The 13454-nt window shown below is 39.0% G+C and carries 15 protein-coding genes and 1 pseudogene; 9 read left to right on the top strand and 7 right to left on the bottom strand.

Translation table 11 applies throughout. From position 1 onward, the window contains the following. Positions 1 to 10: 10 nt before the first annotated feature. A pseudogene (locus A8709_RS35160) lies at positions 11 to 262 on the top strand (group II intron reverse transcriptase/maturase); the annotation flags it as partial. Positions 263 to 493: 231 nt separating this feature from the next. On the opposite strand, the gene A8709_RS35445 reads toward A8709_RS35160, so the two are convergent. Both A8709_RS35445 and A8709_RS15435 read right to left on the bottom strand, forming a co-directional pair. Then, on the bottom strand, positions 494 to 622 hold the full coding sequence (locus A8709_RS35445; protein WP_279615869.1) for a hypothetical protein: 129 nt from the start codon (positions 620 to 622) through the stop codon (positions 494 to 496). Between the two features lie 2 nt (positions 623 to 624). Beyond that, the gene (locus A8709_RS15435) at positions 625 to 981 is read right to left on the bottom strand and encodes a response regulator (protein WP_065853243.1); all 357 of its coding nucleotides are present in this window, start codon (positions 979 to 981) and stop codon (positions 625 to 627) included. 171 nt (positions 982 to 1152) lie between these two features. Here A8709_RS15435 and A8709_RS15440 point away from each other — a divergent pair, with 171 nt between their 5' ends. Then, the gene (locus A8709_RS15440; RefSeq protein ID WP_065853244.1) at positions 1153 to 1890 is read left to right on the top strand and encodes a hypothetical protein; all 738 of its coding nucleotides are present in this window, start codon (positions 1153 to 1155) and stop codon (positions 1888 to 1890) included. A 280-nt stretch (positions 1891 to 2170) separates the two neighbouring features. Here the strand turns inward: A8709_RS15440 and A8709_RS15445 are convergent, their stop codons facing one another. Then, the gene (locus A8709_RS15445; RefSeq protein ID WP_065853245.1) at positions 2171 to 3034 is read right to left on the bottom strand and encodes an SDR family oxidoreductase; all 864 of its coding nucleotides are present in this window, start codon (positions 3032 to 3034) and stop codon (positions 2171 to 2173) included. A 1271-nt stretch (positions 3035 to 4305) separates the two neighbouring features. Here A8709_RS15445 and A8709_RS15450 point away from each other — a divergent pair. Further along, positions 4306 to 4632 carry a hypothetical protein gene (locus A8709_RS15450; protein ID WP_244163207.1) on the top strand — a complete coding sequence of 109 codons (327 nt, stop codon included), beginning with the start codon at positions 4306 to 4308 and terminating at the stop codon, positions 4630 to 4632. A gap of 772 nt (positions 4633 to 5404) precedes the next feature. On the opposite strand, the gene A8709_RS15455 is transcribed toward A8709_RS15450, so the two are convergent. After that, positions 5405 to 5662 carry a helix-turn-helix domain-containing protein gene (locus A8709_RS15455; RefSeq protein WP_065853246.1) on the bottom strand — a complete coding sequence of 86 codons (258 nt, stop codon included), beginning with the start codon at positions 5660 to 5662 and terminating at the stop codon, positions 5405 to 5407. A gap of 164 nt (positions 5663 to 5826) precedes the next feature. On the opposite strand from A8709_RS15455, the gene A8709_RS33710 reads away from it, so the two are divergent. The 3 genes from A8709_RS33710 to A8709_RS15465 are packed head-to-tail and all read left to right on the top strand — an operon-like array spanning position 5827 to position 7963. Beyond that, positions 5827 to 6369, top strand: coding sequence for an AAA family ATPase (locus A8709_RS33710; RefSeq protein WP_084224963.1), 543 nt, complete (start codon positions 5827 to 5829; stop codon positions 6367 to 6369). Between the two features lie 32 nt (positions 6370 to 6401). Beyond that, the gene (locus tag A8709_RS33715) at positions 6402 to 6794 is read left to right on the top strand and encodes a hypothetical protein (RefSeq protein WP_084224965.1); all 393 of its coding nucleotides are present in this window, start codon (positions 6402 to 6404) and stop codon (positions 6792 to 6794) included. A 20-nt stretch (positions 6795 to 6814) separates the two neighbouring features. Further along, complete coding sequence (locus tag A8709_RS15465) at positions 6815 to 7963, top strand: hypothetical protein (protein ID WP_065853247.1); 1149 nt, start codon at positions 6815 to 6817, stop codon at positions 7961 to 7963. An 846-nt stretch (positions 7964 to 8809) separates the two neighbouring features. Here the strand turns inward: A8709_RS15465 and A8709_RS35690 are convergent. The 3 genes from A8709_RS35690 to A8709_RS15475 form a co-directional block, all read right to left on the bottom strand. Further along, the gene (locus A8709_RS35690; protein WP_141692548.1) at positions 8810 to 8992 is read right to left on the bottom strand and encodes a YheC/YheD family protein; all 183 of its coding nucleotides are present in this window, start codon (positions 8990 to 8992) and stop codon (positions 8810 to 8812) included. Positions 8993 to 9044: 52 nt separating this feature from the next. After that, on the bottom strand, positions 9045 to 9386 hold the full coding sequence (locus tag A8709_RS15470; protein ID WP_065853248.1) for a YheC/YheD family protein: 342 nt from the start codon (positions 9384 to 9386) through the stop codon (positions 9045 to 9047). A gap of 315 nt (positions 9387 to 9701) precedes the next feature. After that, positions 9702 to 10613, bottom strand: coding sequence for a CapA family protein (locus A8709_RS15475; protein ID WP_065853249.1), 912 nt, complete (start codon positions 10611 to 10613; stop codon positions 9702 to 9704). Between the two features lie 255 nt (positions 10614 to 10868). Between A8709_RS15475 and A8709_RS15480 the strand changes: the two genes are divergently transcribed. The 3 genes from A8709_RS15480 to A8709_RS15490 are packed head-to-tail and all read left to right on the top strand — an operon-like array spanning position 10869 to position 13433. After that, entirely contained in the window at positions 10869 to 11417 is a 549-nt protein-coding gene (locus A8709_RS15480; RefSeq protein ID WP_065853250.1) for a hypothetical protein, read from the top strand. Positions 11418 to 11448: 31 nt separating this feature from the next. Then, the gene (locus A8709_RS15485) at positions 11449 to 12135 is read left to right on the top strand and encodes a response regulator transcription factor (protein WP_065853251.1); all 687 of its coding nucleotides are present in this window, start codon (positions 11449 to 11451) and stop codon (positions 12133 to 12135) included. Next, entirely contained in the window at positions 12135 to 13433 is a 1299-nt protein-coding gene (locus A8709_RS15490) for a sensor histidine kinase (RefSeq protein ID WP_065853252.1), read from the top strand. Before A8709_RS15485 ends, A8709_RS15490 begins: the two co-directional genes overlap by 1 nt. Positions 13434 to 13454 lie beyond the last annotated feature (21 nt).

Consider the following 13454-nt stretch of genomic DNA (forward strand, 5'->3'; position numbering starts at 1 on the left):
GTGATTCCCTTGGGCTACTTACCTCAAAATCATTTGTAGAGATTGGAAATCGGCTCAGAGGTGGTATCATGCGGTTGTTCTGTATCTCAAAGACCGCTTGAAACTAGACATCTCACCAGAGAAATCGCAGATCATTAATCTGCGAAAACGAGAGTCGGAATTTCTTGGTTTTACAATCCGAGCGAATAAAAAGGGTCGAAAACGAGTAGCGCATACGGGCATTAAAGCGAGCAAAAGGCATAAAATAAAAGCGAAGTCAAGAAACACATCCTCAACATCAAGGGGTTCAGTCTAATGTAGTGTAGTGCTTATGAAAAGTAAACAAGCCCATAACCGTAGTTGGAAGTAAATTAATTTTCTAATTTATAAGGGTATGGGCTCTCTTTGATCCTAAATAAGGCAGTGTAGGTTCTTATCACTTATAAAACATCATCATCTGCTAATTTATCAGCTTGGATTTCGAAATCTTCTAAATTAGTCGGGATCTTTAATCTTACTTATCGCCTTCTAAAGTCACTCCCATTTTACTAGCATGTTTGAACGGATCGTAGTAGAACTCGAACAACCAAATATGAATAATGTCCTTACCAGAGAGGTCACTGCACAATATTCCAATCCGCATGCTTACGTCTGCCAAGCGCTTCTATCCCTTGCCACCAATTCTTCTATGGCAAATGGCTTAACTAAATAGTCGTCGGCCCCCTGTTCCAAGCCTTTCACCCTGTCTTCTACCGCATCCCTGGCGGTCAGAATAAGTACCGGAGTGTAATCGCCCCTTTTGCGCAAGCTTTGGCACAGTTCCAGACCAGATCCATTGGAAAGCATCCAGTCGAAAACATACACATCATAATTGCATATCTCAATATAGGCTTCCGCATCCTGGACTCCTACCGTCCAATCCATTTCGTGGAACGCCCTTTTAAATTTGTATTGAATTAACGGCCCTAACGTTTCATCATCTTCCACAAGCAAAATATTCATTAATTATGCTCCTTGTTTCCTCTCAGTATTCAAATTATATCAAGACATGATGAAATTAACATGAAATGCAGTCACATAGAATTTCATGATAACTTCATTGTATTTTAATTAATATATACATCAGAGCCCTATAAAATTTGGGTTACATCCAATTTACAGGAGGAAATCTGCATGAAAATGAACGCTAGAATGATCAAAATCGCTTCCGTAACAGCTGTACTCGTCGCATTGGTGCCGATCAGCGCATTTGCGGCAAGTCCAAAACCGGCTGAAAAATCCGTCACACAAGTTAAGAAAATACTGGATGCCTCCACCAAGAAGGAAGCAAGCGCCGGCTTCGATCTGAAACCGCTCTTCGATGTGCTCGGCCTGAGTAAGCAGACATACAGAGACGCCTTCGAAGCTGGGAAATCGTTTATGGACATCGCAAAGGAGAAAGGCATTCCCGTGCAGCAGCTCGTTGATGCCCTGACGCCTGAAGTGACCAAAGATTACGACGAAGCCGTGCAGCGCGGCAAATTCACCAAAGAACAAGAGGCGGATTTAGTAGCGCAGAAAGTGAAGCAATTCATTAACGAAATAAAAGGACACGAAAGCATCAAAGGTGCCGGGAAAATTAAAGAAGCCCAAGCCATTGACTTCGATCTGAAGCCGTTATTCGATTTGTTGGGCCTGGATAAGCAGTCTTACGTACAGAATTTGAATGCAGGCAAATCATTCGCTGATATTGCACAGGCGAAAGGCGTCTCCCGTCAACAGTTAATTGATGTGATTACACTTCAATTTGCCCAAGTTATGGACGAAGCAGTCCGGAACGGCAAGATTAGTCAGGAAGACGCCGGCAAAATTACGGCAGAAAAAATCAATAAAGTCATCGATGGCGTAGCCAACGGTGAAAAAATTCGATAAAACCCTTTATAAAATTAAAAATGGCTCTTTTCGCATTGTTTGCGAAAGAGCCATTTTTACGTTGTTTATTCTCTATTTCCATCCCCTTATTTTAACTTGGAAGTGCCACGCAATGCTGCCTAATAGCTTAATGAATGAAAACAAGGAGCAACTGCCGCAGGGCTTAACTGCTCCTTGTTTAATTGAACTAAAGTTATAATGCAGTTTAGGCTTTTGAAACTTTTCAAAATACTGTTTTCGATTTTTGGATGAATCATTTAGTTATAGCGTTTCGAATTTATTAAAATACTACCTTGTCCCAAACAGCTTTATAGTCGTGTACATACGCTTCAACAGTCCGTGGAATACGCCCCGTAATTTGCGTGAAATCTGGCTTTATGCCTTTTGCCATGCCCAGTTTTGTAAACGTATGAAGCCCCCCAACCAAGTTCACATACTTGGCTTCATAACCTTTCTGCATCATGTACGTCTTGAATTCCTTCAAACTAGGGTTAGAATAGAAAATTTTGCGTCCGAGAACTCGAGTCATGATATCTGCAACTTCATAGAAATCGAGTGCCTTATTACCCGTAAGAACATACTTTTTATTTTGATTTTTATTGGGATTGAGCAAAGTCATGGCAGCCACTTCAGCAATGTCACGTAAATCAATAAAACTGGTTTTACCTTTACCACAAGGAACATAAATACGGTCATGCTTTACTAATTCATCCAACAAAAACATGTTCAAGTTTTGCGTGAAGTAGCCTGCTCGTAAAAAAGTAAATGGGATGCCGGACTGAACTATCACCTTTTCATTCTTGTGATGTGGGACAAAAGGTAAGAACTGCACATCTTTTACCGATAAATAAGTCAGGTGCCGGACACCCTTTTCTTTTGATTTGTAGATAAAAGCATGAAAATCATTAAATGGCGTTTCTGGTGGATAATTAAGAAATACGCGATCAACACCTTCCAATGCTTGATCAAATGTTTCCCGATTTACAAAGTCAAGCGTAACAAACTCGTATTCACCTTGAAATTGCTTCTGTGCCTTTTCAACGTTGCGAACACCGCATACCATTTGAACATTGTCTTTCTTTAGTGATTCTGCAACTTCCCGTCCAACGTTTCCCGTAATCCCTGTAACTAAAATTTTACCCACATTTGGAGACCTCCCTTTCCTTAAATTATAATACAAAAAGGAAATTTTTTTATAAATCCCGCCGCGCGAATCGATAGCGCGTATGTATATCACTTTCTCGTCATGATTGTTTCAGAGAGGATTCGTAATGTACCGATCCTGAGTCAGTATAGGTCGAATGAAGAATTGATTGACCTCGTATTTTTTTGAATGACCGCATAACAGCGCATTAACGGTCATCAGGCATTCGGAAAACGGCTGGTTACGTCCGCTAATGCCATCCGGAACGAAGCCAATACGTGACCGCTAATGCTGTAGTAGGATTTTTCTTATTCCTTGTGTCTTCAATTCGTCTATTGCCTCATTAACAAGGTTGGATACTATACCTCGATTAACGATAGAAGAATTCGTTCAGCCGCTTCCTGATATACTCATTTTTCACCTGATGAAACCGCATCCATCCATACTACTGTCGTCCTCATGACATAGCAATATCTTACGAAATTTTATTAACTGCGGTATATCGGTTGTAATAGTTTTTCGAAACAGCACGATTGACTTCCTCCCCTTGAATGGAGACCGTGTTTAATTGAAATTGTTCGTAATGAGTAATTATAATGATTGCCCCCTTTATCAACTATTGCCCATTATATCATCCATTTTATTCCATTAAACAGCCCGTTAGCTCAATAAAAAGAACGCTCCCGCGCTTTCGCTTGGGCTACGTCCTCCGCATTATATTCCATTTCCAATCACCTATTAAAGAACGTACGCGGGTAGCAATTAGTGCTTAAACAGGGGACTTAACTTAACCTAAGCACTAAGAAAAAACTATATTTTCTCAAAACAATTTCTCGCGAACTAGATGCGAATATGGCCGTGGTTCTGATATTTTTGAATTACTTTAGGAAATTTAAATTGCAAAAGTCATTGTTATAATAACCAACAGAATAAAAAGAACCAAGACCATTGCGGATGAACGATGCCCATAACCTTCACCATAACCTACTGCTCCCATGTTTACTCATTCCCTTCAAGTGATTTTTAACTACTGTATACTTATACGTTCGGTTCATAGTGCTTGCTTGGACGTATGCCCTTGTGATGTGATCGCCGAGGAAACTTGCAACCCGTTTCGTAAATAAACTGCAGAACTTTAATTCTTCAATGAATGCAGGATAAGGAAGGAGGAAGTAAGATATTAATTTAGCGAGCGGTAAAACACAATGAAAACCAGCCCCTGACGTAAAGTCCGGGGTTACATCAAAAAAACTGAGAGCAGGTTTAATGTCATGCGAGCTTCAGTTCCCGATCCCAGAGAAGTAACACTAAGCCAACACTTCAAAGCTCAGTGGCATCGCCGCGGGGAGGAATTATTGCATTGGATAGCACGTGAGAAGATCTCTATTGGGAATAAAAGAATTGCTGTATTCGACAATACGGTTGTGGATGAACAGTTGCTTCAAGCTTTGATTCTACTAAAGCAAAAAGGAATTGTCACAGAATTCTCGTGTGCAGGTGTGAGTCTTCTGGATGAAGTCGAGGATCACTCTCTGTATGCTTACATAACCTTGATCGGAAACGAAAACTCCCATGCTTTTATTCAAGCTGCTATGTAACGAATGAAACATCGTATTCTAGTTTCTTACGAACCGGGTAGGAATCGATACAATATTTTTTCTTTCTTTCTTGGTCATAATCGTACATTCTGTCGGCTTATTCAAGCTTGCGCCGAGGAGTTCGAATGGAAAGTAATTACGGAATAAACTGAATTATCTATATCAAAAAGTGAAGCGAGATCCGCTTGACAGTAAAGAAAAATATTCGGTTGCCGAAGTCAAAGGGGATTGAAACAGGAGCACTCTGTAGCAGATTGATTAGGATCTTATTTGGAATTATGAAGAAGGGGCACATTTTCAGTGAATTAAAATGCATCAGAATATCCTTCGATTTTCTAACTTAGAATCAGCTGCATAACATATAGCTCAATTAGGATAACGAAGAAAAAAGTAAAGATTGGACAACGAAGCACGGAGAAGTCGGAATAACATTAAAATACGCACGTATCCTATCAGGCAGCATATCCGACCTCGACCTCATGGACAGGTTGAATGAAGGAATGCGAGAGCATAGACTCTGTGAGACATGGGAGGGTTAACATCCATGAGACATGTGGAGATCGGATTATAACATTTTAGTGAATGGAGGGCTTTTTAAAGGAAGGTAGTTTTTAATGAAATTTTGAATATGAAAAAGCGCAGTTACTAACAAAAGAAAACAAGACACCCTTGTTTCTAGGTGTCCTATTTGTTGCTCATAATTTCGGTTAAGAACAGTCTCACTTTTTTAGATCAGAAGTCTTCATTTCTATAAGTAGTTCATTTACCTCTGTCATAACGTTTTCACGCTCCGAAATTTTACGAGAAGATGATCTTTCATAAGAAAAAACTCTTGAACGGAATCCTCTAACGCGTCAGCAAGCTTTTGAACATTAATTAAAGATATATTCTTCTCGGCTCTTTCAACCCCACCAATATAAGAAAAATGGAACCCACATTTTTCCCCTAACTCTTCTTGTGTAAAACCTTTTAACTTACGAATCTGACGGATGCGTTTTCCAACCATTGGTAAAATCGAGTTGTCTTTCATGTTTACACCTCTAGTGTAAGTGTAAACAAAGAAAACATGTTAATACATCACAGTATCAATGTCAAATATTTTTTAATGATACAAATAAGTTTCAGGAAACATAGATGAGTTTCTTTCAAAATATAAGACAATTACATTCTAAGTTATATCATAAGGAGTAAAAAATGAGCAGACCCGTTGTTCCCGCTGGTACACATCCTATTGAACAAGGTGGATATATTCTCCCCACTATGGAAGTAAAACGTCTCATGGAAAGCCTCACTAAAATCGTGATTAATCGTTTACCAGGCATGATTGTCTATGGTAGACCACGAATTGGAAAGAGTAGATCCGTAGAATTTGCATTGAATTATTTACCAACGCAATTGGGAACGTTTTTTCCAATACTGAGAACACAATGTAAAAGTTATCGAGTACCAACAGAGGAAAAATTTTTCGGAGATCTATTAGCCGATTTTAAGTTCGCATTTCCATCTAAACGAAATCCTTCCCTTATGAGAAGACAAATTGTTAACCTGATGCTAGAGCAAGGGGAAAGGTCACAAATGCGCCGAATCATGTTGGTAATTGATGAGGCCCAACGACTAACGGAGTATCATTATAACTGGCTTATGGATATTTATAATGATCTTGATTATGAAAAAATCAGCATGACCGTTATTTCAGTAGGGCAATCTGAGTTACTCGCTAGGAGGGAATTTTTTTAGAGCAAAAAAAAGCTCAAATAATTGGAAGATTTATGACAAATGAACAAGGATTTTATAGAATCAGGTCATTAGAAGAAATTGAACATTGTTTAATGTGTTATGACGAAGTATCCGAGTATCCCGAAAACAGTGAGTGTAGCTATACTCGATATTTTTTCCCTGATGCTTTCGCTAAAGGTAAACGTTTGAAATCTTACGCAAATGATTTGTTCAATTTATTTAAAGATTTACGAAAGGAACATGGACTGTCTAAGAAAATGGAGATTCCAAAGGAGTATTTTACTTTAACCGTAGAAAATGCTTTAAAACTGAATGGAACAACTGGTAACGGAATCGAATGGTTAACAACTAATCATTGGAGAGAAGCTATTCAAATTCTGGCTATGTTGAATCAGAAATATTTATGGCGCTCGCTTAATACATGAGAACAGGGGGGAATGAATCAATGGAAAAATATAACTGGAGAACAGAGTGGATTCGTCCCTTTGAATCGACTTGGTCAATTCTAGAAAAATTATGCTACTCTAATGTTATTATTAGAAGAGGCCCGCTATTAAAACACTTAGGAAATGATAAAGTCAAAACGATGAAAGGACCTGTTAAGGCACAAAGACATAATAATTTACTAACAATGTTTGGGTTTGATGAAGTTTCACTTTCAAACTCTTTAGGAGTTAATATAATCAAACAAAACAAAGAGACCATCAATCAATTACTTAACAATGTAACAAGGATCTCAACGGATCTCAATGACTGGTTTAACGAAGACTTAATATGGTGTGAACAATGTATCGAAGATGGATATCACAGTGTTTTACATCAATTTAAATTATTGAAACACTGCCCATTTCACATGAAAAAATTAATATATACCTGTTCAAACTGTAATTCAATACCTTATCAATTTTCTGATACTGCATTAGCAGCTGCCTTTACATGCAAATGTAGGTTTCAATTTGCCGATTTAAAAAAACGATGGTTCAACTGGGGAAACAAATTTGAAATACAATGTGAAATTACTTTGAAATGGCTAAGTACAAACTTTAATTCACTAAATCAAAGTATATTGTTCTTACCTGAGTACGCAGCTGCGCAAATGAATCCGATTAAAAAAATTGTTGAGTTACTAGAGGACACTGATTCTCATATATCATACGGTGGTAATGGTCAGTCTTCAATAAACCACCAAAAGGTTCCATTAACAATATCTAAATTTAGCATTGATAACAAGGAATGCTTTCACGATTACTTTATTGATCTGGATTTTAATCTAGCTTCTAAAAGTGCAAATATGCCTCTATATAAATATATGTATAAACAAAGCGTTAACGTATTTAAATCGATTGAGCACCACTTATTATACGGTGAATTAACTAAACATAAAACTTGTATTCAAAGGTTTCGCGAATTAAGAAAAGTAGAAAAGGGGGATTATCCCGAAATCTGCCCATATGCATATAGTTATGTATTTTGCAAACACTCATTTATGGGGGATAAGTTTTTTTCAGTGATGATTTTATTATTAATCCTTCAAAAACACTTCGTGGGTTTGAATTGCTATCGGGTTTCTTTGACACCGACTTGGAAAATTTAATTAAATTATTATTAAGAAACAATAATCAACAAAAATATTTAATATAGCTTTATTAAAGTGGATTATGATGAAATTTATCGCTGTTGTTTATCTACACTATTTTAACTGCTGGAAAGCATTGGAAGTTGAGGGGGCAGCTAAATAGGTCGTACCAAATTACAATGAATTAACTAAAAATAGGCATAAAGAAATACCTCTAGTGATATTGAAGTTACTATATCCAACTAGTTCCACAGAATTAACAATTTTCATTGTAGATCATGACATAAGAAGTAGTAGTATTAGTAGTAGTAAATCAAAAAAATAATTTATTTTGCCCATACAATTCAAAAACGAAAAAAAAATTAAACCAATAGAAATATCACATCATCCATTGGCATTAGCAGTTAATAGTTCTTCATATACAAGTCTAACCGAAAGATATATTAAAAATTTAGATATTTTCAGGAAGCCCCTCGAGGCTTTTTTATTTTTTTTCAATCGGAACAACTTCTTGTCATTTATCGGAATACAATCTTGTCATCCGACAACAAGTAGCAAAACGTGGAGCTGGTATTGGCCGAATACAGACGCTAAAGTCCGCTGCTAGTCGTTCTGTAGGCATTAAGCAATGGTAGCGCGTCAAATTCCTCATATTCCGTATGTCCGCTGGTGGCATGAAGCTAAGAGTGATGAGCCCCGAACGAAAGAGGAAGATTGTTTATGGAGGGGAGAAGATACAACTCAAGAAAAAGGGCAGTTAGCGTCCCTTTAGTCAATAATACTGAAATGTCTTTAATGGTAAGTATCTGAGTTAAAGTCTTGAATTGGTTTTCTTACCCCTCTATTGTCCAGAGCTTAATTACATCATCTACTTAAATTAGTGAATCTTTCGTATCGTATGATTTTACGAAACATCCGCTTATCGGAAAGGGCATTAAAAATGTATTTATCTGGACGTGTATTGACCTCTATGATCCAAGGCTTCATCTCTTTATCAATGCCTATATCCACCCCATACGAACTAAAATTCGGAAAAATTCCACTCAATATGTTTACTGATCATTATACCTAGCGCCTTAAGCGATTCCACATAGGAAACCTACTCCTTTTTAGGCGTAAATGGGGAAAGCAGCTTTCCAACTGGCATCGGCCGCCCCCCGCTATGATTGTTGGTCACGACCTTATTAGGCATGGCTAATCGTCCCACGATTCCGGTTACCTCCCACTTACGCTGTCGGTTTCTCTGTATCATAATAACCAGATCAAACGGAAGCTCATGATAGCGGAGTAAGCGTATGCCCTTCTGCACCAAGTAGGTTTTCTTCCTTTTTGCTTTCTGAAAAGCGACGTATGTTCGCTTAAAGGTTGCGAATGAACGGTTGCCGCGTGTCATTCGCCAACCGATATCGGGTATCTGTGCGAGACAACTTAAAAATACCATAGCCTCCGGTGCCATTACTCGGCTTTAGATAAACGACTCGATATTATTCCAACATCCCCTCCACGTTTACTTCGGTTGCAAGGATTGTTGGTGGCAGATTAAGAGCTAGTTACTCATTTGTTTATAGGGCTTTGTATTTGCCTATCTTGTTATTTCAGTAAACCATGCCTTCACCCCAAGCATCAGTATTCATACTCTTTTAGTATTATGAATAACAGTTAATGGTTGTTTGGACTCCACAACTATATACTTACAACCAAGGTTCCTTTAGTGCACATTTATGTCCCCAAAATGTCTGTTCTACAATGTTTAACACTATCGATCCGGCACAACCCGATAAACGTTTTTCTTCTCTACATTTTGTAAAATACGGGTTGGCAAACATGATATTTTCAACACATCCGTGATCCCTTTTGCATTTTTCGTCAAGGTTAACATCAAGATTGTTCCTCGCAGTCTAGCTGTATGCCGAGGAAGTTCGGTGGATACGAAATTTCCAAGAGAAGACGCTGCTACCCGATTTCTAGTAAGTCCGTCGATATCCTTCACCTTATACATTCTGATAGGATGCAGCACATGGGGATGCGCTCCCAACACTACATTCACACCATTATTAAACAACAGCTGAATGAGATGGATCTGGTGGCGGTCGGGATGAGTTCGAAATTCTTTTCCGAAATGTAGGCAGGCGATGATAAAATCTGTTCTACTCTTCAAGCTGCGTACGTCTGCTATTATTTTTTTCTGGTTTAGCCGGTTGACTAACGACGGCGCCGGGACTGGGATTCCGTTCGTACCTTTCGTATAAGCCAATATTCCGATTTTGATACCCTTTACGTTAACAATCAGTTTCTTGCGGGCTTCCCGGGCAGTGCGATACGTGCCCGTATGTCGCAGACCGTGTCGATCGAGGACGTTTAATGTTCGCCTCAAACCAGATAGTTTCCCGTCCATACAATGGTTATTGGCTGTGCCTACTACATCGAAGCCCAAGTTCCGGAGCGTAGCAGCGAATTTGTCCGGAGAGTTGAATAACAGTTTTCCAGGTTCTTCGCGGAAATGTTTGCCGGAGAAGGTCGTCTCAAGATTACCTATCGTTAAATCAGATTTCCGCAGATAGGGCTTCACTTTTGAAAAAATAGGGGCGAATCCGCCTTCCCGTGCGGCCGAGGCGATCATCTGCTTTTTCATCAACAAATCCCCGACTGCTGCGATTGTGATTTTCATAAAATCAGCCACTCCTTTCATGATTACACCTTATGCTATAGAAAAGCGAAATGCTTGTAAGTTAGGCATCCCCGGTACGGCCAGAAGAAAAAGTCCCATGCCTGGATCCGCGTGAGCTTTCGCATTCTAACCCTCTCGAGGTTGACGCCTTTCATTACTAAACAAATACGGATTATTTCGGTTTTCCGCTTTCATTTCATTTTCAGAAAGATAGGGTATATTACAACTATTCATAATGAAGGTGGAGGAAGTAAGATGGGCGCTCAGCAAAATCAAGAAGTAAGACAGTCATGGATTCCTAAGAAAGAACGCTTGTGGGTATTTGGTGCGATGGGAGTAGCCACAATCTATGTGATATGGCAACTTTGGAGTCTTTTTCACATACCAGCAACAACGCTGCACAATCGTCGCTTTGAGCATACATTCAAAGATTATGGCTCTAATGCCCGGATAGCCTTATTCGTAGTGTTAGCGAATTACGTTTTAGCATTTATAATAAAACAGCGGATTTGGACGAAATTAGCTGCTCTGAAAAAAGGGTTGGTTATGCTACTTCGCATTGCCAAAAAATTTCATGCTGCAATAGCCATTCTTGCTATTGCGCTTATTACACTCCATGCAGTTGCAGTTTTTATGTATGGTTTTAAATGGGATTTCAACAACATTAGTGGGCTTCTTGCACTAATCGTCCTATTACCGGTACCGATATCGGGTTTATTCCGCTACAGAAGACTCGATAAGAAATGGCATCTAAGATGTGGACTAGCCTTTGCTGTGTTATTTTTGATTCATGCATTTTTATAGCGATTTAATTGAGGAAGTTGGTGGTAGGTCTATGCATATCTTACTGGTTGAAGATGATGTGAAGCTTGGCGAGCTGATTCAATATAAGCTTAAGAAGCAACTGTACCAAGTGGAATGGGCATTAGATGCGGAGTATGCATTGGATTTAATGGAAAGAGTCACCTTCGATATTTATATATTGGACTGGATGATTCCACACAAAACCGGTATTGAACTGTGCAAAGAAATCCGAATGAAGAAGAATCGGACGCCTATCCTTATGCTAACGGCACGAGATTCCGTTACTGACCGCGTTCAAGGATTAAATGCCGGTGCAGATGATTACTTGGTGAAGCCATTTGATTTTGAGGAATTGATTGCTCGCCTTCATGCCTTATATCGTAGAAAAGAAACGAACTGGGAAGCGGATACTAAAATATTTGGCGATACACTTGTCATTGACCATAGTACATTTGAAGTGAGTAGAAACGGGGTTTCGATTCCTCTTTCGCGCCGCGAATTTCAATTGTTGTCCTTTATGTCACAGCATCCTAAACAAATATTAAGTAGAGAGCAGTTAAGTGACCGCGTATGGGGCATAGATGCGGAAATTACACTGAATACAGTTGATGCCACCATTAAATTACTGCGTAAGAAGCTGGACGACCCATTTTCAGATAAAATTATACAAAATGTACGTGGACTTGGTTACCGCTTGGTTGTAGAAGGGGGGAAATGATGTTCGAACGAACAAGAAAGCAACTGACGATATTTTTCGGCAGTATCCTTGGCGTTGTTATCATTTTCATAACTGCTTTTTTTTATCTGATTCTACAGGAAACTCTTCAACACAATGAAATTCAGAAATTAGAAGATCTAAAGAATAAAATGTCCCAGCAATGGGAGCATCGCATTGAGGAGCAAACGAAAGGAATTCGATCTACCAAGAATGTTGAGTGGATATTCTTACTTTCTGACGAATTAATTGTGTGGGTGAGTCCGGATCAGAAAATCCAGATTTCACCTAGTCGTTACACAGCAATGTCCAATCAACTCTTAAATTGGTCACAACGAAATGAAATGAAACGTGAGAATGGTGAACGGTTTTATGTGGATGAAAGTGGGGAAAGGCAAACCTTTCTTGTCAGTTCTCAAATTTTAAATGACGCTGGCGGCGTATATTGGATGGCCATCGACATATCCTCAAATGAAGCGCTCCTACGTACAATCAGGCTAATCTTAATGCTTTCTACCGTTGTTTTATTATCCATTGCGATCTGGTTAGCTTATTTCTTTGCAGGCAAAGCAATGGTCCCTATAAAAAAATCCTATGCTCGCCAAGTTGAGTTCACAACAAATGCATCTCATGAGCTAAGGACACCACTGAGTGTTATTCATTCATCCGTAGAATTATTGGAGGAATGCAAGGATACATTGCCCGAGTTTGAACAGCATATCCTAGATAGTTTACAGGATGAGGTGAAAAGGATGATCCGGCTTGTAGAGTCATTACTAACGTTAGCCCGCAGTGATTCGAAATCTCTTCCAATAAAGATGGAAAAAGTTGATTTAGTTCAAGTTTCTCATCAAATGTATCAGGCGATACAGCCTCTGGCACTCGTGAAAGGAATTATTTTAAAGTTGGATGCCCCCGTAATTGAACATGAACTTACATACATTCACGGGAACTTAGATCAAATAAAGCAGTTAGTTTATATCTTACTTGATAATGCGATTAAGTATACACCACCTGGTGGACAAGTAATGATCTCATATCGCACTTCACAAGACGGTAAACCAACGTTACAAATAGCTGATACGGGTATTGGTATACCCAGGGAAGAACTCGCACGCATATTCGAGCGATTCTACAGAGTAGATAAAGCACGTTCACGAGAATTGGGTGGCGCAGGATTAGGTCTTTCTATTGCCGCGGACATCTTAAGCAGTCACGGTGCTTACATTCATGTTACGAGTGAAGAAGGGAAAGGAAGTATATTCGAAATTGAATTCCAGTCAGAGCCGATTTCAGTTTAATTTCATTTACTTGATGTATCA

Source organism: Paenibacillus pectinilyticus (assembly GCF_001700435.1).
Lineage (GTDB): Bacteria > Bacillota > Bacilli > Paenibacillales > NBRC-103111 > Paenibacillus_E > Paenibacillus_E pectinilyticus.

Bases quoted from the DNA above. Each gene is read 5' to 3' on its own strand.
- A8709_RS15455 (WP_065853246.1), bottom strand. From the start codon at position 5,662: ATGAAAGACAACTCGATTTTACCAATGGTTGGAAAACGCATCCGTCAG.
- A8709_RS15490 (WP_065853252.1), top strand. From the start codon at position 12,135: ATGTTCGAACGAACAAGAAAGCAACTGACGATATTTTTCGGCAGTATC.
- A8709_RS33710 (WP_084224963.1), top strand. From the start codon at position 5,827: ATGAGCAGACCCGTTGTTCCCGCTGGTACACATCCTATTGAACAAGGT.
- A8709_RS15485 (WP_065853251.1), top strand. From the start codon at position 11,449: ATGCATATCTTACTGGTTGAAGATGATGTGAAGCTTGGCGAGCTGATT.
- A8709_RS15435 (WP_065853243.1), bottom strand. From the start codon at position 981: ATGAATATTTTGCTTGTGGAAGATGATGAAACGTTAGGGCCGTTAATT.
- A8709_RS15450 (WP_244163207.1), top strand. From the start codon at position 4,306: ATGCGAGCTTCAGTTCCCGATCCCAGAGAAGTAACACTAAGCCAACAC.
- A8709_RS15440 (WP_065853244.1), top strand. From the start codon at position 1,153: ATGAAAATGAACGCTAGAATGATCAAAATCGCTTCCGTAACAGCTGTA.
- A8709_RS35445 (WP_279615869.1), bottom strand. From the start codon at position 622: ATGCGGATTGGAATATTGTGCAGTGACCTCTCTGGTAAGGACATTATT.
- A8709_RS15480 (WP_065853250.1), top strand. From the start codon at position 10,869: ATGGGCGCTCAGCAAAATCAAGAAGTAAGACAGTCATGGATTCCTAAG.
- A8709_RS15475 (WP_065853249.1), bottom strand. From the start codon at position 10,613: ATGAAAATCACAATCGCAGCAGTCGGGGATTTGTTGATGAAAAAGCAG.
- A8709_RS33715 (WP_084224965.1), top strand. From the start codon at position 6,402: ATGACAAATGAACAAGGATTTTATAGAATCAGGTCATTAGAAGAAATT.
- A8709_RS15470 (WP_065853248.1), bottom strand. From the start codon at position 9,386: ATGGTATTTTTAAGTTGTCTCGCACAGATACCCGATATCGGTTGGCGA.
- A8709_RS15465 (WP_065853247.1), top strand. From the start codon at position 6,815: ATGGAAAAATATAACTGGAGAACAGAGTGGATTCGTCCCTTTGAATCG.